This window comes from Pseudomonas sp. PDM04, assembly GCF_014851765.1.
Taxonomy (GTDB): Bacteria; Pseudomonadota; Gammaproteobacteria; order Pseudomonadales; family Pseudomonadaceae; genus Aquipseudomonas.
Map to the genome: position 1 here is coordinate 411504 of NZ_JACVAI010000002.1, position 24600 is coordinate 436103.

Annotated in this window: 26 protein-coding genes; 9 read left to right on the plus strand and 17 right to left on the minus strand. The window is 61.2% G+C overall.

Annotation, left to right across the window (positions count from 1 at the left end; all coding sequences use genetic code 11):
- Nucleotides 1–5: 5 nt before the first annotated feature.
- Nucleotides 6–707 (plus strand): arsenical resistance protein ArsH, encoded by a 702-nt coding sequence (arsH, locus tag IB249_RS08680; protein WP_192303595.1) that lies wholly within the window; start codon nt 6–8, stop codon nt 705–707.
- Between the two features lie 82 nt (nt 708–789).
- Here arsH and IB249_RS08685 read toward each other — a convergent pair whose 3' ends face one another.
- The 6 genes from IB249_RS08685 to pstS all read right to left on the minus strand — a co-directional run bounded on the left by IB249_RS08685 (nt 790) and on the right by pstS (nt 6014).
- Nucleotides 790–1341, minus strand: coding sequence for a hypothetical protein (locus IB249_RS08685; protein WP_225606916.1), 552 nt, complete (start codon nt 1339–1341; stop codon nt 790–792).
- Nucleotides 1342–1418: 77 nt separating this feature from the next.
- Nucleotides 1419–2117, minus strand: a complete 699-nt coding sequence (locus IB249_RS08690) for a hypothetical protein (RefSeq protein ID WP_192303597.1) — start codon at nt 2115–2117, stop codon at nt 1419–1421.
- A gap of 93 nt (nt 2118–2210) precedes the next feature.
- On the minus strand, nt 2211–2972 hold the full coding sequence (pstB, locus tag IB249_RS08695; RefSeq protein ID WP_025214260.1) for a phosphate ABC transporter ATP-binding protein PstB: 762 nt from the start codon (nt 2970–2972) through the stop codon (nt 2211–2213).
- 76 nt (nt 2973–3048) lie between these two features.
- Nucleotides 3049–3942 carry a phosphate ABC transporter permease PstA gene (pstA, locus tag IB249_RS08700; RefSeq protein ID WP_192303601.1) on the minus strand — a complete coding sequence of 298 codons (894 nt, stop codon included), beginning with the start codon at nt 3940–3942 and terminating at the stop codon, nt 3049–3051.
- Nucleotides 3942–4907, minus strand: a complete 966-nt coding sequence (gene pstC / locus IB249_RS08705; RefSeq protein ID WP_192303603.1) for a phosphate ABC transporter permease subunit PstC — start codon at nt 4905–4907, stop codon at nt 3942–3944. Before pstC ends, pstA begins: the two co-directional genes overlap by 1 nt.
- 75 nt (nt 4908–4982) lie before the next feature.
- On the minus strand, nt 4983–6014 hold the full coding sequence (gene pstS / locus IB249_RS08710) for a phosphate ABC transporter substrate-binding protein PstS (protein WP_192303605.1): 1032 nt from the start codon (nt 6012–6014) through the stop codon (nt 4983–4985).
- 255 nt (nt 6015–6269) lie between these two features.
- On the opposite strand from pstS, the gene IB249_RS08715 reads away from it, so the two are divergent.
- Entirely contained in the window at nt 6270–6659 is a 390-nt protein-coding gene (locus IB249_RS08715) for an NUDIX hydrolase (RefSeq protein ID WP_192303607.1), read from the plus strand.
- A 52-nt stretch (nt 6660–6711) separates the two neighbouring features.
- Here IB249_RS08715 and IB249_RS08720 read toward each other — a convergent pair whose 3' ends face one another.
- Both IB249_RS08720 and IB249_RS08725 read right to left on the minus strand, forming a co-directional pair.
- On the minus strand, nt 6712–7197 hold the full coding sequence (locus tag IB249_RS08720; protein WP_192303609.1) for a group I intron-associated PD-(D/E)XK endonuclease: 486 nt from the start codon (nt 7195–7197) through the stop codon (nt 6712–6714).
- Nucleotides 7198–7311: 114 nt separating this feature from the next.
- On the minus strand, nt 7312–9507 hold the full coding sequence (locus IB249_RS08725; RefSeq protein ID WP_192303611.1) for an OsmC domain/YcaO domain-containing protein: 2196 nt from the start codon (nt 9505–9507) through the stop codon (nt 7312–7314).
- Between the two features lie 280 nt (nt 9508–9787).
- Between IB249_RS08725 and IB249_RS08730 the strand changes: the two genes are divergently transcribed.
- Complete coding sequence (locus IB249_RS08730; protein ID WP_192303613.1) at nt 9788–10846, plus strand: alpha/beta fold hydrolase; 1059 nt, start codon at nt 9788–9790, stop codon at nt 10844–10846.
- A gap of 69 nt (nt 10847–10915) precedes the next feature.
- On the opposite strand, the gene IB249_RS08735 is transcribed toward IB249_RS08730, so the two are convergent.
- The 3 genes from IB249_RS08735 to IB249_RS08745 all read right to left on the minus strand — a co-directional run bounded on the left by IB249_RS08735 (nt 10916) and on the right by IB249_RS08745 (nt 12905).
- Nucleotides 10916–11377 (minus strand): metallophosphoesterase family protein, encoded by a 462-nt coding sequence (locus IB249_RS08735; protein ID WP_192303615.1) that lies wholly within the window; start codon nt 11375–11377, stop codon nt 10916–10918.
- Between the two features lie 122 nt (nt 11378–11499).
- The gene (locus tag IB249_RS08740; RefSeq protein WP_192303617.1) at nt 11500–11880 is read right to left on the minus strand and encodes a RidA family protein; all 381 of its coding nucleotides are present in this window, start codon (nt 11878–11880) and stop codon (nt 11500–11502) included.
- 68 nt (nt 11881–11948) lie between these two features.
- A complete protein-coding gene (locus IB249_RS08745; protein WP_192303619.1) occupies nt 11949–12905 on the minus strand; it encodes a GNAT family N-acetyltransferase in 957 nt (318 codons plus the stop codon).
- A gap of 206 nt (nt 12906–13111) precedes the next feature.
- On the opposite strand from IB249_RS08745, the gene IB249_RS08750 reads away from it, so the two are divergent.
- From IB249_RS08750 to IB249_RS08775, 6 genes are all read left to right on the plus strand, one after another.
- Entirely contained in the window at nt 13112–14422 is a 1311-nt protein-coding gene (locus IB249_RS08750; protein ID WP_192303621.1) for a flavin-containing monooxygenase, read from the plus strand.
- Between the two features lie 17 nt (nt 14423–14439).
- Entirely contained in the window at nt 14440–14856 is a 417-nt protein-coding gene (locus IB249_RS08755; protein ID WP_192303623.1) for a RidA family protein, read from the plus strand.
- A gap of 128 nt (nt 14857–14984) precedes the next feature.
- On the plus strand, nt 14985–15662 hold the full coding sequence (locus tag IB249_RS08760) for a DUF1028 domain-containing protein (RefSeq protein ID WP_192303625.1): 678 nt from the start codon (nt 14985–14987) through the stop codon (nt 15660–15662).
- Nucleotides 15659–16807 (plus strand): acetylornithine deacetylase, encoded by a 1149-nt coding sequence (gene argE / locus IB249_RS08765; protein WP_192303627.1) that lies wholly within the window; start codon nt 15659–15661, stop codon nt 16805–16807. The genes IB249_RS08760 and argE overlap by 4 nt, the downstream gene beginning before the upstream one ends.
- Before the next feature lie 155 nt (nt 16808–16962).
- Nucleotides 16963–17181 carry a PLD nuclease N-terminal domain-containing protein gene (locus tag IB249_RS08770; protein ID WP_192303629.1) on the plus strand — a complete coding sequence of 73 codons (219 nt, stop codon included), beginning with the start codon at nt 16963–16965 and terminating at the stop codon, nt 17179–17181.
- 474 nt (nt 17182–17655) lie between these two features.
- Entirely contained in the window at nt 17656–17949 is a 294-nt protein-coding gene (locus IB249_RS08775; RefSeq protein ID WP_192303631.1) for a fructose-bisphosphate aldolase, read from the plus strand.
- A gap of 61 nt (nt 17950–18010) precedes the next feature.
- Here the strand turns inward: IB249_RS08775 and IB249_RS08780 are convergent, their stop codons facing one another.
- From IB249_RS08780 to IB249_RS08805, 6 genes are all read right to left on the minus strand, one after another.
- Nucleotides 18011–18670 carry a zeta toxin family protein gene (locus tag IB249_RS08780; RefSeq protein ID WP_225606886.1) on the minus strand — a complete coding sequence of 220 codons (660 nt, stop codon included), beginning with the start codon at nt 18668–18670 and terminating at the stop codon, nt 18011–18013.
- Between the two features lie 77 nt (nt 18671–18747).
- Nucleotides 18748–19032: a hypothetical protein gene (locus tag IB249_RS08785; protein WP_192303635.1), complete on the minus strand. Its 285-nt coding sequence runs from the start codon at nt 19030–19032 to the stop codon at nt 18748–18750.
- 150 nt (nt 19033–19182) lie between these two features.
- Nucleotides 19183–19731 carry a cupin domain-containing protein gene (locus IB249_RS08790; protein ID WP_192303637.1) on the minus strand — a complete coding sequence of 183 codons (549 nt, stop codon included), beginning with the start codon at nt 19729–19731 and terminating at the stop codon, nt 19183–19185.
- Between the two features lie 293 nt (nt 19732–20024).
- Complete coding sequence (locus tag IB249_RS08795) at nt 20025–21323, minus strand: NAD(P)/FAD-dependent oxidoreductase (protein ID WP_192303639.1); 1299 nt, start codon at nt 21321–21323, stop codon at nt 20025–20027.
- A gap of 56 nt (nt 21324–21379) precedes the next feature.
- Nucleotides 21380–22870, minus strand: coding sequence for an aldehyde dehydrogenase (locus IB249_RS08800; protein ID WP_192303641.1), 1491 nt, complete (start codon nt 22868–22870; stop codon nt 21380–21382).
- 151 nt (nt 22871–23021) lie between these two features.
- Nucleotides 23022–24398 carry a glutamine synthetase family protein gene (locus IB249_RS08805; RefSeq protein ID WP_192303643.1) on the minus strand — a complete coding sequence of 459 codons (1377 nt, stop codon included), beginning with the start codon at nt 24396–24398 and terminating at the stop codon, nt 23022–23024.
- Nucleotides 24399–24600 lie beyond the last annotated feature (202 nt).

The window sequence follows — 24600 nt, forward strand, 5'->3', positions numbered from 1 at the left end:
TCAACATGACTGAACAACTGCCCAACCTTGACCTCTCTCTGTTCGACGAATCGCCAATCGCATCCCGTGCGGGCGAACACAAACCGCGCATCCTGTTGCTCTACGGCTCCACCCGCGAGCGCTCGTTCAGCCGGCTGATGGTGGAAGAAGCTGCGCGCCTGCTGCAGCACTTCGGTGCAGAAACACGCATCTTCAATCCCAGCGGTTTGCCACTGCCCGACGATGTGCCGGTGGATCATCCCAAGGTGCAGGAACTGCGCGACCTGGTGTTGTGGTCGCAAGGTCAGGTCTGGTGCTCGCCGGAACGGCACGGCGCCATGTCCGCCGTGTTCAAGGCGCAGATCGACTGGATCCCCCTCGCACTTGGCGCCGTGCGCCCGACACAGGGCAAGACGCTGGCGGTGATGCAGGTCTGCGGGGGCTCGCAGTCGTTCAACGCGGTCAATCAGCTGCGCGTCCTGGGCCGCTGGATGCGCATGTTCACCATCCCCAATCAATCCTCGGTGCCGAAGGCCTACATGGAATTCGACGACGCCGGCCGGATGAAGCCTTCGCCGTTCTACGACCGGGTGGTGGACGTCATGGAGGAACTGGTGAAGTTCACCCTGCTGCTGCGCGATCACCAGGCGTATCTGGTGGATCGCTACTCGGAACGCAAGGAAAGCGCCGAGCAGCTCATGGCGCGGGTGAACCAGCGTTCAATCTGAGGTCAGCATGTGCATCGAAATCGGGGTGCATTGGCGACGAAATCGCGACCCTGTCAGCGCGCTCAGCCAAAACGCCTGCTCCTCAGGACGAATAAACCTCAGCCCCCTGCCGCACCGGCGCCTTGAACCTGTGCGGTTGCTGCCACGCCAGCTGCGCCTGGACATCCGCGACCGCCTCCAGGACGCGCTGCGCCCAGCGCTCATCATCCGGACGCACCACCACCACGCGAAACCCGTGGTCATGGCCTTCGAGCTTCACGCCCTCGGAATCATCGACATGCAAATCGATGTCGAAGGCTCGCGGCAGTTTCGAAGGTGCATTCAACAGCCCGCGTTCCGCCAGGACACGCTCGTGCCGTACGCTGTTGACCACCCCGTCGACATGGATGCCGTACAGCATCAGCCAGCGTCGGATGTAACCCGGTGTCCGGCCGGACGAGGTATAGACCCAGACACTGCAGCCCTGGCGCCGCAACTCACCCATCAGCTCGCGAGCGCCCCTGCGCAGCGGCTCGCCCAGCCAGCGATGTACACAGGCCGGAAGCCGGCTCTGCTCGGCCGCGCTGTGATGGGGCAGACAGGCCAGGGTGTCATCGATATCAAACGAAATACGCACGCGCTGGCACCCGGACATCGGGATGAAAGCCTGGGTGGCCTGCCACGCCTGACTCACGGCGTCGCGGCATTTATCGAGCATCGGATAGCGGCTCATCATGCGCCCCCCTGGTAAGCAGGCAGTTTTCGTTCGTAGAGGAAAAACTTCCTTGGGTCCGGTGACTGATCTTCCAGGAAAGCGGCGTATTTTTTCTTGATCTTGGGCAATTCATACAACGACTTGACACCATGCTTGGCGGAGTTGCGGATGACCGATGACGGGTTGAAGTAACCCTTGGCGTTGTCCAGCGTCAGCACGAACGGCGGCAACCCGGCGCGCATGAGCAGGTAGCTGACGATCAGCGAACCACTGCGGTGGTTGCCCTCGATGAACAGTTGCGGCTTGCTGAGAACGCGGACATAGACACCGGCCGCACGCTTCCACACCGACTCGCTGCGATAGGCGCAATACCAGTTGTAAAGGTCCTTGATGCCGCCCTCGACATTGTTGAAGAAGTGCGCTTCGGTGGCCTCCAGGTGCTGGGCGAATTCGATCCGGCGTGCCGGGTCCTTGCCGCATAGCACGGTGGCATTGATTTCCAGCATCAGGTTCAGGTGCTGAAGATGGAACAGGTCGACATCCTGTGCGACGTATTCATCAATCAGCGCATACCCCTGCAACACGTTTTGCAGCACTTCGTCGGTGAACGGGTCACGGGGTTCGGTGAACTGCATGCTGAGCTCGACAAAGCGGCCCTGTACTTCACGCAGTGCCCCTTCAATCGCGGCGAGATCAAGACGACGCTTGGCAAACATTGGCAATCCTGAGCAAGAGATCGGTAAGACGGAAAACGGCCGCACACCCACCAAAACCCTTGGCGGCATGCGGCCCTGGCCGGACGAGGTTGATCAGCTGAACTTGCCGCTGATGTAGTCCCCGGTCATCTGTTCGCGCGGGTTGTCGAAGATCTGGGTGGTAGGGCCCATCTCCACCAGATAGCCGGTGCGCGTGCCCTGGGAAATATCCACCGAGAAAAACGCGGTCGTGTCCGCGACACGGATGGCCTGCTGCATGTTGTGGGTCACCAGGGCGATGGTGTAGTCCTTCTTCAACTCGACCATCAACTCTTCGACCCGGCGAGTGGCGATCGGGTCGAGTGCCGAGCAGGGTTCGTCCAGCAGCAGGACTTCCGGTTCGGTGGCGATGGCGCGCGCGATACACAGGCGTTGCTGCTGGCCACCGGAGAGCGACAGGCCGCTGACCTTGAGCTTGTCCTTGACCTCATCCCACAGCGCGGCGCCCTGCAGGGCGTGCTTCACACGGTCACCGATATCGCCCTTGTAGCGATTGAGGCGCAGGCCGAACGCAACGTTGTCGAAGATGCTCATCGAGAACGGGTTGGGCTGCTGGAACACCATGCCGATGTAGCGACGCACGACCACGGGATCAACGCCCTTGCCGTAGACGTCCTGGCCGAGAAAATGCACATGGCCTTCGAAGCGAAAACCCTTCACCAGGTCGTTCATCCGGTTGAGGCTGCGCAGCACGGTACTCTTGCCGCAGCCGGACGGGCCGATGAAGCCGGTGATCTTGTTCTTTTCAATCGGCACGTGGCTGTCACGCACGGCCATGAAGTTGCCGTAGAAAATCTTGTCGAGCTTGCAGTCCATGACCACAGGGGCCTGGGTCTCGAACGGGGCAGCTTTTGGCATGGATAAGGCGGTCATAATTCAGATGCTCCGATTCTCAATACTTGGGCTTGCCGAAAATACGGCTGACGACGTTCACGACCAGCACGATCATCACCAACACCAGCGAGGCCGCCCAGGCGAGCTCGAGCTGGTTGTCAAAAGGCATGCCGGAGAAGTTGTAAATCAGCACGGCCAGCGATGCCGTGGGGTTCATCACCGCCAGGCTGCCCTCGTGGTAGATCCAGTAGTTGCTGAACAGCGCGGTGAACAACAGCGGCGCGGTCTCGCCCGCTGCACGGGCCACAGCCAGCATGACGCCGGTGAGGATCGCCGGCATGCCGGTGGGCAGGATGATTTTCCAGATCACTTGCGAGCGGGTGCAGCCCATGCCGTAGGCGGCGTCCTTCATGATCTTGGGCACCATCTTCATCGACTCTTCCGCCGTCAGCACCACGATGGGCAGCATCAGCACGGCCAGGGCCACGCCACCGGCAGGTGCCGAGTACGTACCGGTGGTCATCACCACCAGCGCGTAGGCAAACACACCGGCCAGAATCGAAGGCAGCCCGGTGAGCATCTTGGCGGCAAAGCGCGCGGCGTTGGCCAGCTTGCTTTCCGGACCCAGCTCAGCCAGGAAAATGGCTGCCATGATGCCTACCGGCACGGCGATGGCCGCGGCGATACCGACCATGACGAAGGTGCCCGCCATCGCGTTGCCGAAGCCGCCACCGGTCTCGAACCCGGTGGGCGGCAGTTCGGTGAAGACTTCCAGGCTCAGGCGTGCGCCACCGCGGGTGATCAGCATGTAGAGCACCGACAGCAACGGCACGCTGGCGATCACGGCGCCGAGCCAGACCAGCGTGGTCAGTACCAGGCTGCGCAATGCACGGCCCTCGAACTTGCGCTGCAGGCTGGGCAACGCGTCTATAGGGGTCGTCAGGCTCGTCATTATTTATTACCCCGCTGGGCATAGACCATGATCATGGAGCCGATGACGTTCACGACCAGCGTGATGAACATCAGCACCAGTGCGGCGTACATCAACACCTCGATCTCGCTCGGCCCGGCTTCGGGGAAGTTCAGCGCCAGCAAGGCCGCCAGGGTGTTGGCCGGTGCGAACAGGGAAAGGGAGATGTTGTTGGCGTTGCCCACCAGCATCGCCAGGGCCATCGTTTCACCCAGCGCCCGGCCCAGGCCGAGGACCAGCGAGCCGAAAATGCCGGTGGCGGCGGACGGCACCATCACCTTGAGAATCGCTTCCCAGTGGGTGGTGCCCATGCCGTAGGCCGCCTGTTTGGTTTTCATCGGGACGGCGGTCAGCGCGTCCTGGGAAACGGCCGCGATGGTCGGCAGAATCATGATGGCCAGTACCAGCGCCGCGGGCAGCAACCCGGGGCCGCTCAGGGACGTGCCGAAAAAAGGAATCCAGCCAAGCTCGGTGTGCAACCACGTCGTCAGGGGCCGAATCGCCGGGATCACTACGTAGATCCCCCACAGGCCGTAAACGACGCTGGGGATGGCTGCGAGCAATTCGACGATGGTGCGAAAAACAGCTGCAAGCTGGGCGGGCAGGAAATCCTGGGTCAGGAAAATCGCCATGCTGACACCGAAAAAGCCTGCGATCATCAAGGCAATCAGGGCGCTGTAGAGCGTGCCCCAAATGGCCGGCAGAATGCCGTACTTGCCTTGGTTAACGTCCCAGACGCTCCCGAACAGGACGTCCAGTCCGTGCTTTTCCATCCCTGGAAGCGCCTTGTGCCCGACCTCGAAGACCAGGGCGAACACCACTGCCAGAATCAGCACCACGCCTACGCGCGCAAGCGCACGGAAGGTCCGATCGACCAGAAAATCCTTTGCGGAAGGCGGTTTGCAGGCGGAGTCCGGATTGACCGGTACGACAAAAGGTTTGTTCATGGGCTGATTCCGGAACGGTGGGGGAAACTCCCCCGGCGTGGCTGGCAGCACACGCCGGGAGAGGCCACGCGGGCGTTACTGGATGTTGGCAGACGCTTTGCGAACCTGTTCAACGACCGACTGCGGCAGCGGGATGTAGCCCATCGAATCGGCGATCTTCTGACCTTCGGTCAGGCTGTACTCGACCATTTCACGCATGGCCTTGGCTTTTTCCGGGCTCTCGTTCTTCTTGCGGAAGATCATCCAGGTGTAGGACGTGATCGGGTAAGACTTGGCACCGTCCGGATCCGGCAGCCAGGACACCAGGGACTCCGGCATCTTCACCGCCGCCAGTGCTTCGGCGCCGCTTTCGGCGTTTGGCACAACGTACTGACCGGCCTTGTTCTGCAATTGGGCGAAGTCGACCTTGGCCAGTTTGGCGAAGCCGTATTCGATGTAACCGATGGCGCCCGGGGTCTGGCGTACGGTGGCGGTGACGCCATCGTTCTTCGGCGACTTGATGAATTTGTCACTGGCCGGCCAGTTGACGGTGTTGCCTTCACCCAGGTCCTTGTTGAAGGCGGTGTTGATCGCCGACAGGTGCTTGGTGAAGACCGCCGTGGTGCCGCTGGAGTCTGCACGCACGACCACGGTGATCGGCATGTCAGGCAGTTTCAGTTCCGGGTTGGCGGCGGCGATCTGCGGATCGTTCCAGTGGGTGATCTTGCCCAGGAAGATGTTGGAGTAAACGTCACGTGGCAGCTTCAGGCCTTTAGGGCTGCCTGGCAGGTTGTACGCCAGAACGATTTCACCCGCCGTCATCGGCAGCAACTGCACGCCTTCGGCAACCTTGGCGATGTCTTCGTCTTTCATGGCCGAGTCACTGGCGGCGAAGTCGACGGTCTTGTTCAGGAAATCCTGTACGCCCGCACCGCTGCCCTTGGACTGGTAGTCCACGGTGACGCCCGCAGTTTTCTTGCTGAAGTCCTTGAACCAGGTGAGGTAGATCGGAGCCGGGAAACTGGCACCCGAACCTGTCAGGCGTACGCTTTCCGCAGCGAAAGACACTGAGGTGGCGCACAGAGATACTGTCACGGCCAGCGCAGCAGACTTAAACAAACTCTTCATCAAAGGAACTCCATGTGTTTACGGGGCTACGGCACTCTGCACCTCTTTTGTTAAAGGTTTATGACAAAGGAATGGCAAACGGCCCGCTGTGCGATCGGTCTGTCATGTTTCGCGGGGCATTCCACGTGCATCAGGCGCAAAAAGAATGATCGATGGCTCCCGACAGTCATCCAACCGACACATTGAATCCCTACGCTAGGGACAGGAGCTGTCCCCTGGAGGCTCTGTCCAGCCAACCGATTCGGAACAGCGCGCATGAAGGCAATGGACACTGCTACGGCAAAAAGAAAGGGCATCAAGCTGCGTGCCACGGTGATTTACCGCAGGGATGGAGAAGTGCTGTTTGTGCGCAAGCGCAATTCGAAATGGAACCTGCCGGGTGGGACGGTGGAGCGCGACGAGACGCCTCTGCAGGCGGCCCGCCGGGAGATGGCCGAAGAAACCGGCCTGGCGTGTGACGAATTGCGCTACATCGCCGAGTTCCGCGAGGACAAGGTCATCCACTACCTGTTCGAAGCCAGGACAGCGGCTTGCAAACCTCGGCCCTGCAATGAAATAGACGCCTGCCGCTGGATCAAGCCCAAGGAAGTGTCGAAGCGCCGGGTGCGGCGACCGATCAAGGTCATTCTCAAGCGTTGCGCCTGAGAAAGACGGCCCCTGTTCTTCGCGCGGAGTCGTCAGTGAAGCGCATGACGCGCTAGGCATCGCCCTCCACTTCACTTTCGACCGCATCGCGCAGTGCACTGTCGGCCTCCAGGCCGATCATCTCCCACTTGTGTTTGCCGTGATTACCCACGTAAGCGTCATGGGCAGCATCGGGGTACACGGTCGCATCTTTATTCAAGTGCCCAGGTCCAAAAAAGAACCAGACGCCCTTGGCTTTTGTGGCGATGCAATCTATCTGCCCGTCTTCATAAGCCACTGCCCGCGAAGAACCACCTGCATCCCCGGGGCGCATTTTCGGCAGTTTGCGGGTGATATTCACAAAGTAGCCTCGACCGTTTTTATGGACAGAGGATTTCTTTATCTGAACTTTGTGGATGACACTTCCATCGTCCACGAGCAGGTCGTAATGCGCGTTATCGCCCATCGGTTGGCTCACCACTGCACCGCGACTGATGCATTCGAGAGCAAATTCAAGCTCCAGGACCTGCCCGGCAAGACGTGTTTTTGAACCGCTCATTGCTTGCTTCCTTTCAATCTCATGAGTTACCAAAAATTCCCTGCAGGAGCGAGCAGGCCCCGGGCGGTGTTCCGACGATGGTCGTCAAATGCGACGCGGGGCATCAGGCTTCCATTAACGTTTCACGTTGGCCCGCGCGCTGTGCAGCTTCTTGTAGCTCTCGATCAGGCGCAGGTGCCGATCGAGCCCTTCCAGCTTCATGCTGGTCGGCGTCAGGCCATGGAAGCGCACGCTGCCGTTCACCGAGCCGATCGCCGCGTCTGTGCGCTCGTTACCGAACATGCGCCGGAAGTTGACCTCGTAGTCCGCCAGTTCCAGGTCTTCGTCCAGCTCCATCTCCAACACCACATTGACCGCCTGGTAGAACAACCCACGCTCGACCGTGTTGTCGTTGTATTGCAGGAAGGTTTCCACCGCCTCCTTCGCTTCCTCGTATTGCTGCAAGGCGAGGTAAATCAGCGCTTTCAGCTCGAGGATCGTCAACTGGCCCCAGGCGGTGTTGTCGTCGAACTCGATGCCGATCAGGGTGGTGATGTCGGTGTAGTCGTCCAGCTCGCTTTCCACCAGCCGCTCCACCAGGTCCTTCAATTCGGCGTCGTCCAGGCGATGCAGGTTGAGGATGTCTTCGCGGAAGAACAGCGCCTTGTTGGTGTTGTCCCAGATCAGGTCGTCGACCGGATAGATCTCCGAATAATCCGGCACCAGGATGCGACACGCCGTGGCACCGAGGTGCTCGTATACCGCCATGTACGATTCCTTGCCCATGCTCTCGAGAATGCCGAACAGCGTGGCGGCTTCTTCGGCGTTGGAATCTTCACCCTGGCCCGAGAAGTCCCACTCCACGAACTCGTAGTCGGACTGGGCGCTGAAAAAGCGCCAGGACACCACGCCGCTGGAATCGATGAAGTGCTCGACGAAGTTGTTCGGCTCGGTCACCGCGTGGCCTTCGAAGGTCGGCTGCGGCAGGTCATTGAGGCCTTCGAAGCTGCGGCCCTGCAACAACTCGGTCAGGCTGCGTTCCAGCGCCACTTCAAAGCTTGGGTGCGCGCCGAACGAAGCAAACACACCGCCGGTGCGCGGGTTCATCAAGGTGACGCACATCACCGGGAATTCCCCACCCAGAGACGCATCCTTCACCAGCACCGGGAAGCCCTGCGCTTCCAGGCCCTGGATCCCGGCAAGAATCCCCGGGTACTTGGCCAGCACTTCGCTCGGCACATCCGGCAGCGCAAATTCGCCTTCGATGATTTCGCGCTTGACCGCGCGTTCGAAGATTTCCGACAGGCACTGCACCTGGGCTTCCGCCAGGGTATTGCCGGCGCTCATGCCGTTGCTCAGGTACAGGTTTTCGATCAGGTTGGACGGGAAGTACACCACCTCGCCGTCGGACTGACGCACAAACGGCAGCGATACGATGCCGCGCGCCTCATTGCCGGAGTTGGTGTCGTACAAATGCGAGCCACGCAGCTCGCCGTCGCGGTTGTAGATTTTCAGGCAGTAGGCGTCGAGGATTTCCGGCGGCAGTTCATCCTTGCGCCCCGGCTTGAACCAGCGCTCATCCGGGTAGTGCACGAACGGCGCGTTGGCGATCTCCTCGCCCCAGAACTGGTCGTTGTAGAAGAAGTTGCAGTTCAGGCGCTCGATGAACTCACCCAGCGCCGAGGCCAGTGCACTTTCCTTGGTCGCGCCCTTGCCGTTGGTAAAGCACATCGGCGACTGCGCATCGCGGATGTGCAGCGACCAGACGTTGGGCACGATATTGCGCCACGACGCAATCTCGATCTTCATGCCCAGCCCCGCCAGGATGCCCGACATGTTGGCGATGGTCTGCTCCAGCGGCAGGTCCTTGCCCACGATGTAGGTGCCTTCCTGCGACGCCTGGGTCGGCATCAGCAGTGCCTGGGCATCGGCGTCGAGGTTTTCCACTTCCTCGATGACGAATTCCGGCCCGGCCTGCACCACCTTCTTGACCGTGCAGCGGTCGATGGAACGCAGGATGCCCTGGCGGTCCTTGTCGGAAATATCCGCGGGCAACTCGACCTGGATCTTGAAGATCTGGTTGTAGCGGTTTTCCGGATCGACAATGTTGTTCTGCGACAGGCGGATGTTGTCGGTCGGGATATTGCGGGTCTGGCAGTACAACTTCACGAAGTAAGCCGCGCACAACGCCGACGATGCCAGGAAGTAATCGAACGGACCTGGAGCCGAACCGTCGCCCTTGTAGCGAATCGGTTGATCGGCAATCACAGTGAAGTCGTCGAACTTGGCCTCAAGCCGAAGGTTGTCGAGAAAGTTGACCTTGATTTCCATAGGGGATTACCAGAATAACGAGCCAAAACGAATTGGCCGCCATTATCCGGCTTTTGCGGCAGAAGTCCTGCGCTTTCATCAGGGGCTGCCGACCGGTCCGGCAATCACCCCACTCCGTGGCCATGTATCGCAATGTATCTGGCGGCGTTCTGGATACATGCGTTTTCACCCGCCCGGCGATTCGACACAGGCCAGATACGTCCTTGCGTTGAAATGCACCCACGGTTTCAAGGGGATCATCCAGAGCCCCGGACCAACGGCTCGCAACGGAGACATCAGCATGAAGATGGCACTGCACAACACCCCCGGCACCCACCGCCGCCGTCTGGTCGGTTCGTCGATCCTCGCGATCGCGCTGTTTGGCGCGTTGGGCACGGCCCAGGCACAAACGGCGGCCCAGCCCGTCGCCCCACAGGCCAGTGCGAGCTACTCGGCGCCCTCCCCCTTCGGCCCGCTCAAGCACATCAAGGCCGGCCTGCTGGACGTGGCCTACGCCGAAACCGGCCCGGCCAACGGCCCGGTGGTGATCCTGCTGCACGGCTGGCCGTACGACATCCACAGCTATGACGACGTCGCGCCGATCCTCGCCGCCAAGGGCTACCGCGTGTTGATGCCCTACGCACGGGGCTATGGCGATACGCAGTTCCTTTCCAGACAAACCCTGCGCAACGGCCAACCCGCGGCGCTGGCCAGCGACGTGATCGACTTCATGGACGCACTGAAGATCAAGCAAGCGGTGCTCGGGGGTTATGACTGGGGCGCACGCACCGCCGATATCGTCTCGGCGTTGTGGCCGGAGCGGGTCAAGGCACTGGTGTCGGTCAGCGGCTACCTGATCGGCAACCAGGCCGCCGGCCAGAACCCGCTGCCGCCCAAGGCTGAATTGCAGTGGTGGTACCAGTTCTACTTCGCCACCGAGCGCGGTCGTGCCGGTTACGAGAAAAACACCCATGACTTCGCCAAGCTGATCTGGCAACTGGCTTCGCCAAAATGGGCCTTCGATGACGCCACCTTCGATCGCAGCGCCAAGGCCCTGGAGAACCCCGATCACGTCGACATCACCGTGTTCAACTACCGCTGGCGCCTGGGCCTGGTCCAGGGCGAGAGCCAGTACGAAGCGCTCGAGCAGAAACTGGCCACGGCACCGTCCATCGGCGTGCCGACCATCACCCTCGAAGGCGACGCCAACGGCGCCCCTCACCCGAAACCCGAGGACTACGCCAAGCGCTTCACCGGCAAGTACGAGTTCCGCCTGATCAGCGGCGGCATCGGCCACAACCTGCCCCAGGAAGATCCAAAGGCGTTCGCCCAGGCCGTGATCGACGCCGATCACCTCTGAGCGCACTCACCGAGTTCGATGGCTGTAAAAAAAGGCTCGTTGCTGCAACGAGCCTTTTTCGTCTTTCGATCATCCGTCGAGCAACGAGATCAGGCGCGGATCGATCACGGTCTCCGACACCTCCAGCACGGCCAGGGTGACCGGTAACTTGAAACGCCGGCGACCCGCGCTGCCGGGGTTGAGATACAAACGTTGGCCGCGCCATTCGATATTCGGTTTGTGCGAGTGGCCGGTTATCACCAGCCTGATGGCCGCGTCCAACTCGGCCGGGACATCGGCAATGTCGTGCACCAGCAGTGTTTCCCAGCCTGCGATATCGAAACGCAGAGCGTCAGCGATGTCTTGCGCCCACTCGGCCTTCAGGTCGTTATTACCGCGCACGACGTACAGCTGCGCGATTGTCCGCAGCTGATCCAGAATGTCCGGATGGCCGATGTCGCCGGCATGGACGATCCGCTCACAGCCCTGCAACGCAGCAAGCGCCTCGGGACGGAGCAGGCCATGGGTGTCCGAGATGACGCCGATTTTCATGCGGTGGTCCCCTGTAGGAGCGAGCGTGCTCGCGAAAAACGCAAGAACACCGCGGGGCATCTGACACCCCGCGTCATCGTTAACGACCATCGCGAGCAAGCTCGCTCTTGCAGGGGCGAACGTCAGGCTTTGGCGGCCATTGCGGTCACTTCCACGCGCATGCCTTCCACCGCCAGGGCGGCGACGCCGACGGCGGCGCGAACCGGCCATGGTTTGGCGAAGAAGCGTTTGTACACTTCGTTGAACGCGGCGCGGTCGGCCATGTCGGTGAGGTAGATGGTCAGGTGCAGGACGCGGTCCATGGAACTGCCGGCGCGCTCCAGCGCCACTTTCAGCGCTTGCAATGTACATTCGCTTTGCAGGGTGATGTCGCCCAGTTCCAGACTGCCGTCGGCACGGGTCGGGATCTGGGTCGACACCAGAATGCCGCCGAAACCGGCCACGTCGGAGGAGATGGAATCGGCGTCCGGATCGGGCGTGAAGGCGATGTCTTGGTTAGCCATGGGGTTCTCTTGTTTGTGAAATAAAAGGGGCAGGCAGTTTACCGCGTCACCTGACGACGTGCGCCTCTTTACCGAACACCGGCGCTGCGCCGGGTAAATTGCTGCTCGGTGACCAGGCTGCCCCACTGGCTGCCAGGCTCCTCCAGCGTCAATTCAAACCCGGCCGCTTCGTAGAGCTGGCGGGCCGCGTCCAGCCCCTTGAACGTCGACAGCTCGATCGCGTCGAAGCCAAGACGGTCGCAAAACGCCACGGCCTCGTGCAGGAGGCGACGGCCCACGCCGCTCCCACGGCAACCCTCGTCCAGGATGAACCAGCGCAAGTGCGCCTGGTTATTGCCCATGTCCTGCCCGTCGATGGCGATCGAACCGACGATGCGATCGTTCATCATCGCCAGCCAGATTTGGTTGCAGGGCTGATCCAGGCGCCCCACGAACTCGGCGAGGCCGCTGGCGACCCGGCTTTCAAAGAACTGCCCGAACCCGGAATGCCTGGCATAGAAAGCGGCATGCATTTCGGTCACCCGGCCTACGACACCCGGGCGGTAGCCGGTGCAGATCTCGATCGATCCGCTGGACGCTTGACCCTCACCGGTCCGGTGTGCCTGCAGCGCCCGGGCATAGGCCGTGAGCCCCTGCGCGACCGCCTGTTGTTGCGATGGATTCAAGTGTTCCAGCGCCAATTTGACCTGCAGCTGACTATAGGCATGGATCGCCGCCACCGTGCGCTTGCCCTGCGCCGTCAGTTGCAATCGCTTCACCCGACCATCGGCATCGGCGCTTTCCACCACCTCGCCGGCCTTGATGAGCTTGCCCACCATACGGCTGACGCTGGACTTGTCCAGGTCCAGCAACTGCACGAGCTGCGCGGCGGACAGAGCGCCCTGGGTCTCGATTTCCAGCAGCGTGTGCACGGCGGAGGGCGAGTAATCCGTGGCCGCCAGCGTGGCGCGCATGAAGCCCCACTCACGAACCATGGTGCGCGATGCACCGCGAATCTGTTCAATCAATGCTGGATGAGTGGTCACACCAGAAGCCCTCAAAATTTAGTTGTACTATACAACCATATTCTCGTGCGCGACTTCAACCACTTCGAAAACGAACGCTCTGCATCAGTTATTTATACTCAAATGCCAGCTTAATAATATTTTACCGATACAAGGGTCATCCCTAGTCTTGAACCCAAGAAATGGCAGGCCGTTCGCGTCCTCAATCCAACTCGAAGGGTACACAGATGACCATCGACACAATAAAAACAGACACGCTGATTGTCGGCGCCGGTCAGGCGGGCGTGGCCATGAGTGAACACCTGAGCAAACTCGGCGTGCCGCACCTGGTGCTGGAGCGCCAGCGCATCGCCGAACGCTGGCGCTCCGGGCGCTGGGATTCGCTGGTGGCGAATGGTCCGGCCTGGCACGACCGTTTTCCGGGCCTGGCCTTTGCCGATCTCAGCCCCGACGCGTTTGCCCCCAAGGAACGGGTGGCCGATTACTTCGAAGCCTATGCCCGCCAGTTCAACGCACCGATCCGCACCGGCGTGGACGTGCTGAAGGTCGAACGCAATGTCGGCCGCCCGGGGTTCACCATTGAAACCTCCGACGGCGTGATCGAAGCCAACCGCGTGGTGGCCGCCACCGGCCCCTTCCAGCGTCCGGTCATCCCGCCGATCGCCCCGCAGGATCAAGCCTTTTTGCAGATCCACTCCGCCGACTATCGCAACCCGTCGCAACTGCCCGAGGGGGCGGTGCTGGTGGTCGGTGCCGGCTCTTCAGGGGTGCAGATCGCCGATGAACTGCAGCGCTCAGGCAAGCAGGTCTACCTCTCCGTCGGCGCCCACGACCGCCCGCCTCGCGCCTACCGCAACCGCGATTTCTGCTGGTGGCTGGGGGTGCTCGGCGAGTGGGATCAAGCGGCGATGAAACCGGGTCGCGAGCACGTCACCATCGCCGTGAGCGGTGCCCATGGCGGGCGCACGGTGGACTTCCGTGAACTGGCCCATCGCGGCATGACCCTGGTCGGCCTGACTCAGTCGTTCGAAGGCGGGGTCGCCACATTTCAGCCCAACCTGGCGGAGAACCTGGCCCGAGGCGACGAGAACTACCTGGCGCTGCTCAATGCCGCCGACGCCTACATCGAACGCAACGGCCTGGACCTGCCGCTCGAACCGCAAGCGCGCATCACTTTCCCGGACCCGGCCTGCGTCACGCAGCCGATCCTGCAACTCGACCTGGCCAAGGCCGGCGTGACCTCGATCATCTGGGCCACCGGTTTTGCCACCGACTACAGCTGGCTGAAGGTCAACGCCTTCGACGACCAGGGCAAGCCGCAGCATCAACGGGGTGTATCGAGCGAACCGGGCGTGTATTTCCTGGGCTTGCCGTGGCAATCGCGACGCGGATCGTCGTTCATCTGGGGCGTCTGGCATGACGCCAAGTACGTGGCCGATCACATCGCGATCCAGCGCTCCTACCTTGACTACCACGATGCCGCGCTACGCGCGACGCAAGTCGTCCCGCCCGCCGCCAAGAAAACCGTCAGCGCTTAATCGTTCAGGAGCTTGAAATGGCCACGCCAACCCACACCCGCATTCGCATGTTCAACACTCGGGAAACCTACCCGAACCAGAGCCTGGACAACGACCTGTGCCAAGCGGTTCGCGCCGGCAACACCGTGTATGTCCGGGGCCAGGTCGGCACCGATTTCGAAGGCCGGCTGGTGGGCCTGGGTGACCCGCGCGCGCAGGCCGAACAGGCCATGCGCAACGTCAAGCAGTTGCTGGAAGAAGCCGGCAGCGACCTGAGCCACATCGTCAAGACCACCACCTACCTGATCGACCCGCGCTATCGCGAGCCGGTGTACCAGGAAGTCGGCAAATGGCTCAAGGGCGTGTTCCCGATCTCCACCGGGCTGGTGGTGTCGGCGCTGGGGCAGCCGCAGTGGCTGATGGAAATTGATGTGATTGCGGTGATACCCGAGTAGACCGCGTTGCGGCTATCGCGAGCAGGCTCGCTCCCCCCATTGATCGCATTCCAGGGCGGGAGCGAGCCTGCTCGCGCTGAGGCCCGCACCAACCGGCACTTCGCCCAGGCACACCCAGGAGCCAACCCATGACCTTCTCCATCACCGCCCGCTGCCCCGACACCGGCCAGTTCGGCATCGCCATCAGCTCCTCGAGCATCGCCGTCGGCGCCCGCTGCCCATGGCTGCTGCCGGGTGTCGGCGCCGTGTCCACGCAAAACATCACCCTGCCCTCCCTCGGCCCGGAGGTCCTGGCCCTGATGGAGCAAGGTCTCGCCCCCGCCGAAGCACTGGACAAAGTGCTCACGCGCAATGGCTACAGCCAGTACCGGCAGATCACCGCCATCGACCACCTCGGCCAGAGCGCGCATTTCAGCGGTGCCCAGACCCTGGGCAAGCACAACGCCGTGTCCGGCGAACACTGTGTCGCCGCTGGCAACATGCTCGCCGACCCGTCGGTGATCAGTGCCATGGTCACGGCCTTCGAACACGGCGAAGGCCAGCTCGCCGACCGCCTGCTCGCCGCCCTGCAAGCCGCCATCGGCGCCGGGGGCGAAGCCGGGCCAGTGCATTCGGCGGCGCTGGTGGTGGTCGGCGAACTGACCTGGCCAATCATCAACCTGCGTGTCGACTGGGCCGACGACAACCCCATAGGCGCGCTGGAAAAACTCTGGAACGCCTACCGCCCCCAAGTCCAGGATTACATCGACCGCGCCCTCGCCCCTGACCGTTCCCCCGGCTATGGCGTCGCCGGAGACGACCGATGAGCAGCAGCCGCGACCTGTTGCAAACGCTGGTGGCGTTCGACACCACCAGCCGCGAATCCAACCTGCACCTGATCGGGTTCGTCCGCGATTACCTCGCACGCTTCGACGTGCCGTGCGAGCTGACCTACAACGAGACGCGCAGCAAGGCCAACCTGTTCGCCACCCTCGGCCCGGCCCATGTACCGGGCATCGTGCTGTCCGGGCACACCGACGTGGTGCCGGTAGACGGTCAGCCGTGGACGCTGCCGCCGTTCCAGCTCACCGAGCGCGACGGCAACCTGTACGGACGCGGCACTGCCGACATGAAAGGCTACATCGCCTGCGTACTCGCGCTGGTGCCCGCCCTGGCGAACGCCAACTTGCGTGTGCCGGTGCACATTGCCCTGTCCTACGACGAAGAGGTCGGCTGCCTTGGCGTGCGCTCGTTGCTCGCCGAACTGGAGCAGCGGCCGGTCAAGCCGATGCTGTGCATCATCGGCGAACCGACCGGGTTGAAACCGGTGCTCGGGCACAAGGGCAAACTGGCGATGCGTTGCGACGTTCACGGGCAAGCCTGCCATTCGGCGTATGCGCCGCTGGGGGTCAACGCGATTGAATACGCGGCAGAGCTGATCGGCGAACTGGGCCGCATCGGCCAGCGCCTCAAAGCACCGTCGCTGCACGACCCGCGTTTCGACCCGCCCTGGTCCACGGTGCAGACCGGCGTGATCTCAGGGGGCAATGCCCTGAACATCGTCCCCGCCGACTGCCGCTTCGACTTCGAAATCCGCGCCCTGCCGACGCAGGATCCGAACGAGGTGGCACAGGCGCTCAAAACCTACGCCGAACAACAGCTGGTGCCCCGCATGCGCGCAGTGAGTGAGCACAGTGACATCCGCTTCAGCGAGTTGTCCGCGTACCCCGGCCTGGCCACCGATGCACACAGCGAAGCGGCCGGATTGATCGCCGCGTTCTGCGGCTCCCGGGACTTCACCACCGTGGCCTTCGGCACCGAAGGCGGCCTGTTTGACGCCGCCGGCATCCCCACCGTCGTCTGCGGCCCCGGCAGCATGGAGCAGGGGCACAAGCCGGACGAATTCGTCAGCGTCGAGCAACTCAAGCGCTGTGACGAAATGCTGGCCAGGATGCTGAAGTCGATCAGCTGAATCTCAACCCGGCGCTCCGCCGTGGGAGCGCGCCTGCTCGCGATGAAGCCCTGACAGCCAGCGCAAAATTCCCCCTTGTCAGGGCTCAAGCCAAAATTTAATGAACCCCGCCCCTCCCAGCCCGCCTAACGCTAAGACCATCAGGAGGGCACCCCATGCAAATCGAAACCATCTGGATCCTACTCGCCGCCATTTTGGTGATCATTGAAATCTGGGCCATCAACCGGGTCCGCAAAGCCGAAGGCAAATCCAGCAACAAACTGTTATGGATCGTGTTCATTGTCTTCGTGCCATTGTTCGGCTTGATCGCATGGCTCGTGGCCGGTCCGAAACACACCCAGCACAACCCGCATTCACCGCAAACACGACAGTGAGATGGGAGGCGCTCGGACGACCATTTGGGCTTCCGAAAAACGTGTAGGAATTTACCCTTTGTCACGGGGGTTATTACCCCCGCTTGACCGCGAACCCGCCCCGTTACCTGCCGCCCAATTCCCACCGTACGCCATAACCCCCGCCATAGCGTGAAAGCCGCTAAAACAGTGGCACACAGACTTGCTCCATGCTTTGCAAGCTGGTCCTACAGGTCGGTTGTGAGCGTCAAAAACGGTGCCTATATTCGGGTTGTCGCTGAGCATTGTCAGCGATTGGGTTTCGCAGCCCTTGATTGACTCCTAAATCTCATCAGGCATGATTCAGCCCGCTGCATGATCATGGCGGTTGTGCGTGGGAGACCCTCGGGTCTGCCGGAGTTTGGGGATGTCATCCGGTCTGCGAACTTACGCACAACTGCCACCCATTTGATTCGCAGCAAAGAGGTGGCGATCTGACTTGATTGTGAGGTTTACATGACAACCCAACTTCCTCCGCACCGCTTCATCCCCATGGCTCAATTCGCAACCGATTACCCCGTCCTGGTCATCGATAGCGACGCCCCGCTGCGCGAACTCCACAACTGCATCAGCGAACGCCTCCACGCCGTCCTCCCCTACCTGCAACTCATGGGCTGCACCCACCTCCCCGACTACGCCGAAAACGACATCAACACCGTCGCCAACATCGCCCGGATACTGCTCCAGGACGTGAGCGATGTGTTTCGGGTGGTTGAGCAGAGGGGGTTTGCCAGCGCGAAAGGTGAGTAAACTATCTTCAAATGTAAAAAACCCGCGAAATCGCGGGTTTTTATCAACTTGAGCAAAACAATCAGGTCAGTTTGTCCAGCACATAACGTTTGAACCAAGCCGGCTGAGTATCAGAAACGATGTCTATATTCTCCCCCTCCGTTATTTCAGCAATCTGAGCAAAACTCGAGTCTCCATCCCTCGAGTTGTCGAAGATATACGCCCTGTTAGACACCAAAATAGCATCGGCCAAATTATCCAGGGATCTCCCATAGCGCGACCGAATTTTATCCGGCGGGACGTCATGCCCCCCTATTGAGGCGCGATAGGCGACTCGAGCCACATTGATCTCAGCATCAGCCGTAGCGACGTAGTAAACGTACACCCGATACCCAGCCAAGCGCGCCTGCTGCAACAACGCTATCTTGCTAAGATCTGACATTACAGTTTCGAAAGTAAAACTTGCCCGCTCTTGGATAAGTGACACACGGATGAAATCGGAAAGGACCGACGCGATATAGGAGTCAACTTGCCGCGAAGAAAAGACAAGAACGCCATCCTCAACGATCAAGCCATCAAGCTTGGCTAAAGACTCGGCAGATCGAGCAAGAAAATGACTGGCGCGCAGAAATGGGAGAGCTTGATCAGCATAGAGCTGAAGTTTGAACTGTGCGAAATCCAGCTTGCCCGTTTCACGGATACCCAGTTCGATCGCATCAGGATTGATGTAGTTGACGAGCAAGTGAGCCGGAACTTTCGAGTTGAACGTACTTTTTCCGCTGCCATTCGGCCCAGCGAAAATTCTGACCCTAGGTGTGCTCAAGCTTGTAATTGAGGAACAAGGTCCTCGTGCAGACGCTTTTTGACCTTGAGCCGGGTGCCGGCCTTGATCGTTCCATACGTTTCGACAGAGCGTATAACCACCGTCTCAGCACTGGAAACTCTCACCAGATTACCCTCGCGAACCACAAGCACAGACTCACCCTTCGAAAGGGCGACGTTGTAAGCATCTCGAAACGCCTTCGCTGCAATCGAGGGAATCATGGATTCCTGGGCAATAATTTGCGCTTCGGTCTTGGGTTGTTTTTCTCTCTTACGAGACATATCTGGCTCCGGTTCGCACGTTGCACACACAATCAATAACTATCATACATCCGACCGACCGTCGAGCGGCCAGCCCAGAGGTAGTAGCGAAACGTCCGCCCATCCATGCACACACGATCCCTGTTGGGGTACAGCGTTCATCCGGAAAAATCAGAAATTCGCCGGGGTGTTGGCGCTGATGATTTCCGCTTCGTCCTGGCCGATGTTGCGAAACTTGTGCGGCAAGGTCGTGGGGAAGTAGTAGCCGTCACCGGCGTTCAACACGCTCACTTGCCCGTCGACGGTCAGTTCGACGGTGCCGCGTGTGACCAGGCCGCACTCCTCGCCTTCGGCGTGCACGATCGGCTCTTCGCCGGAACTGGCACCCGGCGCGTATTGCTCGCGCAGCAGGCGCATCTGGCGGCTGGGCACCGAGGCGCCGATCAGCAGCAGGCGCAGGCCGTGGCGGCCGAGGTCGGGCTGTTCGTTGGCGCGGAACACGTATTGGTGCTCGCGGGGCGGTTGGTCGAAGGTGAAGAAGTCGGCCAGGGACATCGGAATGCCTTCGAGCAGCTTTTTCAGGGAGCTGACCGAGGGGCTGACGCGATTCTGTTCGATCAGGGAGATGGTGGCATTGGTGACACCACTGCGGCGGGCCAGCTCGCGCTGGGAGAGTTTGTAGCTTTCGCGTACTAGTTTGAGTCGTGAGCCCGTATCCATGACAGCCTTATGCAAGAAGAACTTAAGGGTTATGGGGGTGGATGGCGGGCGACGCTAGGTCGCGAAAGTGCCGCTTTCCCTGTCCCGGAAATATGAAAGGCGGGTATTAAATCACGTTTGCGGGTGTTGGCCAGCAGGTTCGATGAATGGTGGGATTTCCTGGGTGTTTGCCGGCCCATTTCGCGAGCAGGCTCGCTCCCACAAAGTTTTGAGTGACCCACAAGATTGGCATGTACCTCATAACCTGTGGGAGCGAGCCTGCTCGCTCCCACACTTGATCTACGGTGTCAGCATCAAATTCCAAACCGATCCCGCAGCGCGTAGTACGCGGCCCCCATGGCCGTGAGGGGGGCCTGGAAGGTGCGGCCGCCGATCATGGGCATGTGCGGCAGCGAGGCGAAGGCGTTGAAGCGTTCGGCGTCGCCGCGGATCATTTCCGAAATCAGTTTGCCGGCCAGGTGCGAACAAGTGACGCCGTGGCCGCTATAGCCTTGCATGTAGTAGGCGTTTTTCTCGATGCGGCCGAATTGCGGCATGCGTGACATGGTCAGCAGGAAATTGCCGGTCCAGCGGTAATCGATTTTCACGTCCTTGAGTTGCGGGAAGGTCTTGAGGATTTTCGGGCGGATCAATTGTTCGATGTCGTCCGGTTCGCGGGCGCCGTAGACCACGCCACCGCCGTAGAGCAGGCGGTTGTCGGCGGTAAGGCGGTAGTAGTCGAGCAGGTAGTTGCAGTCTTCGACGCAGTAGTTGTTCTTGATCAGGCTGCGCGCCACCTGTTCCGACAACGGCTCGGTGACGACGATCTGCGAGCCGCACGGCATGCTTTTGGCGGTGACGCGGTTGTCCAGGCCTTGTGGCAGGTAGGCGTTGCCGGCGATCAACAGGTACTTGGCGCGAACCTGGCCCTTGGCGGTGCGCACGGTGATCGGTTCGCCATAAGTGATTTCCAGCGCTGCCGATTGTTCGAAGATCCGGCCACCCAGGCCGATGATCGCCGAGGCTTCGCCCAGGGCCAGGTTCAGCGGGTGGACGTGGCCGCCTTGCAGGTCGAGCAGGCCGCCGACGTAGTTGTCGCAACCCACTTCACGCTTGATGTCCGATGCGCTGAGCAGGGTCAGGTTCATGTTGCCGTAGCGCTCCCAGCTGCTTTTCTGCTCGGCCAGGCCCTTGAGCTGCTTTTTGTTGAGCGCGGCGAAGATCCCGCCCGGACGGTAGTCGCACTGGATGTCGTAATGCTGGATGCGCTGACGAATGATGTCGGCACCTTCGAAGATCATGCTGCCGAGGACTTCGGCGGTCTTGTCGCCGTAGCGTTCCTCGATGACATCGACGTCGCGGCTGTAGGAATTGACCAACTGCCCGCCATTGCGACCGCTGGCGCCGAAGCCGACCTTGGCCGCTTCGAGCACGGTGACGCTGTAGCCGGCCTCGGCCAGGAACAGCGCCGAGGACAACCCGGTGTAACCGGCGCCGATGATGCAGACGTCGCAGTCCACCGCTTGCTCGAGCACCGGGAAGTCACCGGTGAAGTGGCGGGTCGCGGCGTAGTAGCTGTTGACATGGGTTTGTTTGACAGAGTCGTGTTTCATAGGTTTCTCCGAAGGTCGCCGGCAGTGGCGGACGACCGCCGTTCTTTTTATAAGGGTTAGAGCTTGATCCAGGTCGCCTTGAGCTCGGTGTACTTGTCGAACGCGTGCAGCGATTTGTCCCGACCGTTACCCGACTGCTTGTAACCACCGAACGGCGCGGTCATGTCGCCACCGTCGTACTGGTTGACCCAGACACTGCCGGCACGCAAACCGCGCGCAAAGGTGTGGGCCCTGCTGAGGTTGCGGGTCCAGACGCCGGCGGCCAGGCCGAAGATGCTGTCGTTGGCGATGGTCAGCGCCTCTTCCTCGGTGTCGAAGGTGATCAGCGACAGCACCGGGCCGAAGATTTCCTCACGGGCGATGGTCATGGCGTTGGTCACACCGTCGAAAATCGCCGGTTCCACGTACAGGCCGCCCGTGCTCTCCAGGGTACGACTGCCGCCCGCGATCAGTTGCGCGCCCTGGTCCTTGCCGAGCTGGATGTAGCGCAGCACGTTGTCCAGTTGACGCTGGTCGACCACAGCGCCGACGTTGGTTTGCGGGTCCAGGGCGTGCCCCGGTTTCCAGGCTTGCAGCGCTTCCACCAGCAGCGGGATGAACTGATCGCGGATCGACCGCTCGACCAACAGGCGCGAACCGGCGGTGCACACTTCGCCCTGGTTGAAAGCGATGCCGCTGGCTGCCGCCTGTGCCGCCGCGCGCAGATCCGGCGCGTCGGCGAACACCACGTTGGGGCTCTTGCCCCCCGCTTCGAGCCAGACACGTTTCATGTTGCTTTCGCCCGCGTAGATCAGCAGTTGCTTGGCAATGGCGGTCGAGCCGGTGAACGCCAGCACGTCGACGTCCATGTGCAACGCCAGGGCCTTGCCGACCGTGTGGCCGTAGCCCGGCAAGACGTTGAACACGCCTTTGGGGATGCCGGCTTGCAGCGCCAACTGAGCGATGCGGATCGCGGTCAGCGGCGATTTTTCCGAAGGCTTGAGGATGAACGAGTTACCGGCCGCCAGCGCCGGCGCGAACTTCCAGCTGGCCATGATCAACGGGAAGTTCCACGGCACGATGGCGGCCACCACGCCCGCAGGCTCACGGGTGATGAGGCCAAGCTGGTCGTGCGGCGTGGCGGCGACTTCGTCGTAAAGCTTGTCGATGGCTTCGGCGCTCCAGCGGATCGCGTTGGCGGTCGCCGGGATGTCGATGTTCATCGAGTCGTTGATCGGTTTGCCCATGTCGAGGGTTTCGAGCAGGGCCAGTTCTTCACGGTTGGCCAGGATCAGGTCGGCGAAACGGATCAGCGTACGCTTGCGCTCCGCCGGCGCCAGGTGGGCCCAGATGCCGGACTCGAAGGTACGGCGGGCAACGGCCACCGCTTCGTTGGCATCGGCTTCGTCGGTGCTGGCGACGTTGGCCAGGAAGCGGCCGTCGACCGGGCTGAGGCATTCGAAGGTGGCGCCACTGATGGCCGGGCGGTACTCGCCGTCGATGAAGGCGCGGCTTTCGAGGGAGAGGGACTGGAAGTGTTGTTCCCAGTCGCTGCGGGTCATGGTCATGGAGTCGACTCACACAGAGAGGTTGTTGACCGCGTCCCCATGGGAGCGAGCCTGCCCGCGATGGCGGTGGGTCGGTCGACAGGATCGTCGCCTGACCTGGCCTCATCGCGAGCAGGCTCGCTCCCATGGGGGTCGGGTTTTGGCAGGGTCGTCAGACCGTGTGCAAATACCAGTTGTACTCAAGGTCGGAGATGGAGTTTTCGAACTCGGCCAACTCACTTTCCTTGCACGCCACGAACACGTCGATGTACAGCGGATCGATGTACCGGGCCATGATTTCGCTGTCGTCCAGCACGCGCAATGCATCGCGCAGGTTGTTGGGCAGGCTCTGCTCGTTCTGCTCGTAGGAATTGCCTTCCACGGGCGCGCCCGGCTCGACCTTGTGGGTCAGGCCGTGGTGAATGCCGGCCAGGACCGAAGCCATCAGCAGGTACGGGTTGGCGTCGGCACCGGCGACACGGTGCTCGATGCGCACGGCATCCGGCGAGCCGGTGGGCACGCGAACCGCAACGGTGCGGTTGTCGATGCCCCAGCTCGGCGAGTTCGGCACGTAGAACTGGGCGCCGAAACGGCGGTACGAGTTGACGTTCGGGCAGAGGAACGCCATCTGCGCCGGCAGGGTTTCCAGCACGCCACCGATGGCGTGGCGCAGCGCGGCATTCTGCTCGGGATCCTCGCTGGCAAAGATGTTGTTGCCGGCCTTGTCGAGAATCGAAATGTGCACGTGCAAGCCGTTGCCCGCCTGGCCCGGATACGGCTTGGCCATGAAGGTGGTGTCCATCTCGTGGTCGTAGGCGATGTTCTTCACCAGACGCTTGAGCAACACCGCGTAGTCGCAGGCCTTGATCGGGTCATTGACGTGGTGCAGGTTCACTTCGAACTGCGCCGGGGCGCTTTCCTTGACGATGGCGTCGGCCGGGATGCCCTGTTCTTTCGCGCCTTCGAGGATGTCCTGCAGGCAATCGACGTATTCGTCGAGGTCGTCGATCAGGTACACCTGGGTCGACATCGGGCGCTTGCCGGAGACTGGCGAGCGTGGCGATTGCGGACGACCGTTCACGTTGTCCTGGTCGATCAGGTAGAACTCCAGCTCGAACGCGGCGCAGATGGTCAGGCCCAGGTCGTCGAACTTGCTCACGATCTGGCGCAACACTTCTCGCGGGTCGGCGAAGAAAGGTTCACCTTCGAGCTCGTGCATGGTCATCAGCAGTTGCGCGGTCGGGCGCTTCTGCCAGGGTTCGATGCTGAGGGTGCCGGGAATGGGGAAACAGATCCGGTCGGAGTCGCCGATGTCCAGGCCCAGACCGGTGCTTTCCACCGTGGAGCCGTTGATATCCAGGGCAAACAGCGACGCCGGCAGGTTGATGCCTTTTTCGTACACCTTATGAAGACTGGTGCGTTCGATGCGCTTGCCGCGCACCACACCGTTCATATCCGCAATCAGAAGGTCGACGTACAAAACCTCAGGATATTTCTTAAGGAATGCGTTTGCTTCGTTGAGTTGAACGGTACGCAGAGGGACCGACATGATGCACCTATTAGCTGTTAATTATTATGTTCACTGCACTTTCGCCGAGCCAGTCAACCCGAACGGCAAAGTGAAGTCAATAGCGAACACCTGGCCTTTCATCCTTTATTTTCAAGGCTTTCTGGCGGACGAAAGTGCCAAATCAGGGGAACGAGCCACGTAAATCCTGAGGATCGGACGTGCGGCGTTTAGAATTTTTTAC

Bases quoted from the DNA above. Each gene is read 5' to 3' on its own strand.
- arsH (WP_192303595.1), top strand. From the start codon at position 6: ATGACTGAACAACTGCCCAACCTTGACCTCTCTCTGTTCGACGAATCG.
- IB249_RS08685 (WP_225606916.1), bottom strand. From the start codon at position 1,341: ATGTCCGGGTGCCAGCGCGTGCGTATTTCGTTTGATATCGATGACACC.
- IB249_RS08690 (WP_192303597.1), bottom strand. From the start codon at position 2,117: ATGTTTGCCAAGCGTCGTCTTGATCTCGCCGCGATTGAAGGGGCACTG.
- pstB (WP_025214260.1), bottom strand. From the start codon at position 2,972: ATGGACTGCAAGCTCGACAAGATTTTCTACGGCAACTTCATGGCCGTG.
- pstA (WP_192303601.1), bottom strand. From the start codon at position 3,942: ATGACGAGCCTGACGACCCCTATAGACGCGTTGCCCAGCCTGCAGCGC.
- pstC (WP_192303603.1), bottom strand. From the start codon at position 4,907: ATGAACAAACCTTTTGTCGTACCGGTCAATCCGGACTCCGCCTGCAAA.
- pstS (WP_192303605.1), bottom strand. From the start codon at position 6,014: ATGAAGAGTTTGTTTAAGTCTGCTGCGCTGGCCGTGACAGTATCTCTG.
- IB249_RS08715 (WP_192303607.1), top strand. From the start codon at position 6,270: ATGAAGGCAATGGACACTGCTACGGCAAAAAGAAAGGGCATCAAGCTG.
- IB249_RS08720 (WP_192303609.1), bottom strand. From the start codon at position 7,197: ATGAGCGGTTCAAAAACACGTCTTGCCGGGCAGGTCCTGGAGCTTGAA.
- IB249_RS08725 (WP_192303611.1), bottom strand. From the start codon at position 9,507: ATGGAAATCAAGGTCAACTTTCTCGACAACCTTCGGCTTGAGGCCAAG.
- IB249_RS08730 (WP_192303613.1), top strand. From the start codon at position 9,788: ATGAAGATGGCACTGCACAACACCCCCGGCACCCACCGCCGCCGTCTG.
- IB249_RS08735 (WP_192303615.1), bottom strand. From the start codon at position 11,377: ATGAAAATCGGCGTCATCTCGGACACCCATGGCCTGCTCCGTCCCGAG.
- IB249_RS08740 (WP_192303617.1), bottom strand. From the start codon at position 11,880: ATGGCTAACCAAGACATCGCCTTCACGCCCGATCCGGACGCCGATTCC.
- IB249_RS08750 (WP_192303621.1), top strand. From the start codon at position 13,112: ATGACCATCGACACAATAAAAACAGACACGCTGATTGTCGGCGCCGGT.
- IB249_RS08755 (WP_192303623.1), top strand. From the start codon at position 14,440: ATGGCCACGCCAACCCACACCCGCATTCGCATGTTCAACACTCGGGAA.
- IB249_RS08760 (WP_192303625.1), top strand. From the start codon at position 14,985: ATGACCTTCTCCATCACCGCCCGCTGCCCCGACACCGGCCAGTTCGGC.
- argE (WP_192303627.1), top strand. From the start codon at position 15,659: ATGAGCAGCAGCCGCGACCTGTTGCAAACGCTGGTGGCGTTCGACACC.
- IB249_RS08770 (WP_192303629.1), top strand. From the start codon at position 16,963: ATGCAAATCGAAACCATCTGGATCCTACTCGCCGCCATTTTGGTGATC.
- IB249_RS08775 (WP_192303631.1), top strand. From the start codon at position 17,656: ATGACAACCCAACTTCCTCCGCACCGCTTCATCCCCATGGCTCAATTC.
- IB249_RS08785 (WP_192303635.1), bottom strand. From the start codon at position 19,032: ATGTCTCGTAAGAGAGAAAAACAACCCAAGACCGAAGCGCAAATTATT.
- IB249_RS08790 (WP_192303637.1), bottom strand. From the start codon at position 19,731: ATGGATACGGGCTCACGACTCAAACTAGTACGCGAAAGCTACAAACTC.
- IB249_RS08795 (WP_192303639.1), bottom strand. From the start codon at position 21,323: ATGAAACACGACTCTGTCAAACAAACCCATGTCAACAGCTACTACGCC.
- IB249_RS08800 (WP_192303641.1), bottom strand. From the start codon at position 22,870: ATGACCATGACCCGCAGCGACTGGGAACAACACTTCCAGTCCCTCTCC.
- IB249_RS08805 (WP_192303643.1), bottom strand. From the start codon at position 24,398: ATGTCGGTCCCTCTGCGTACCGTTCAACTCAACGAAGCAAACGCATTC.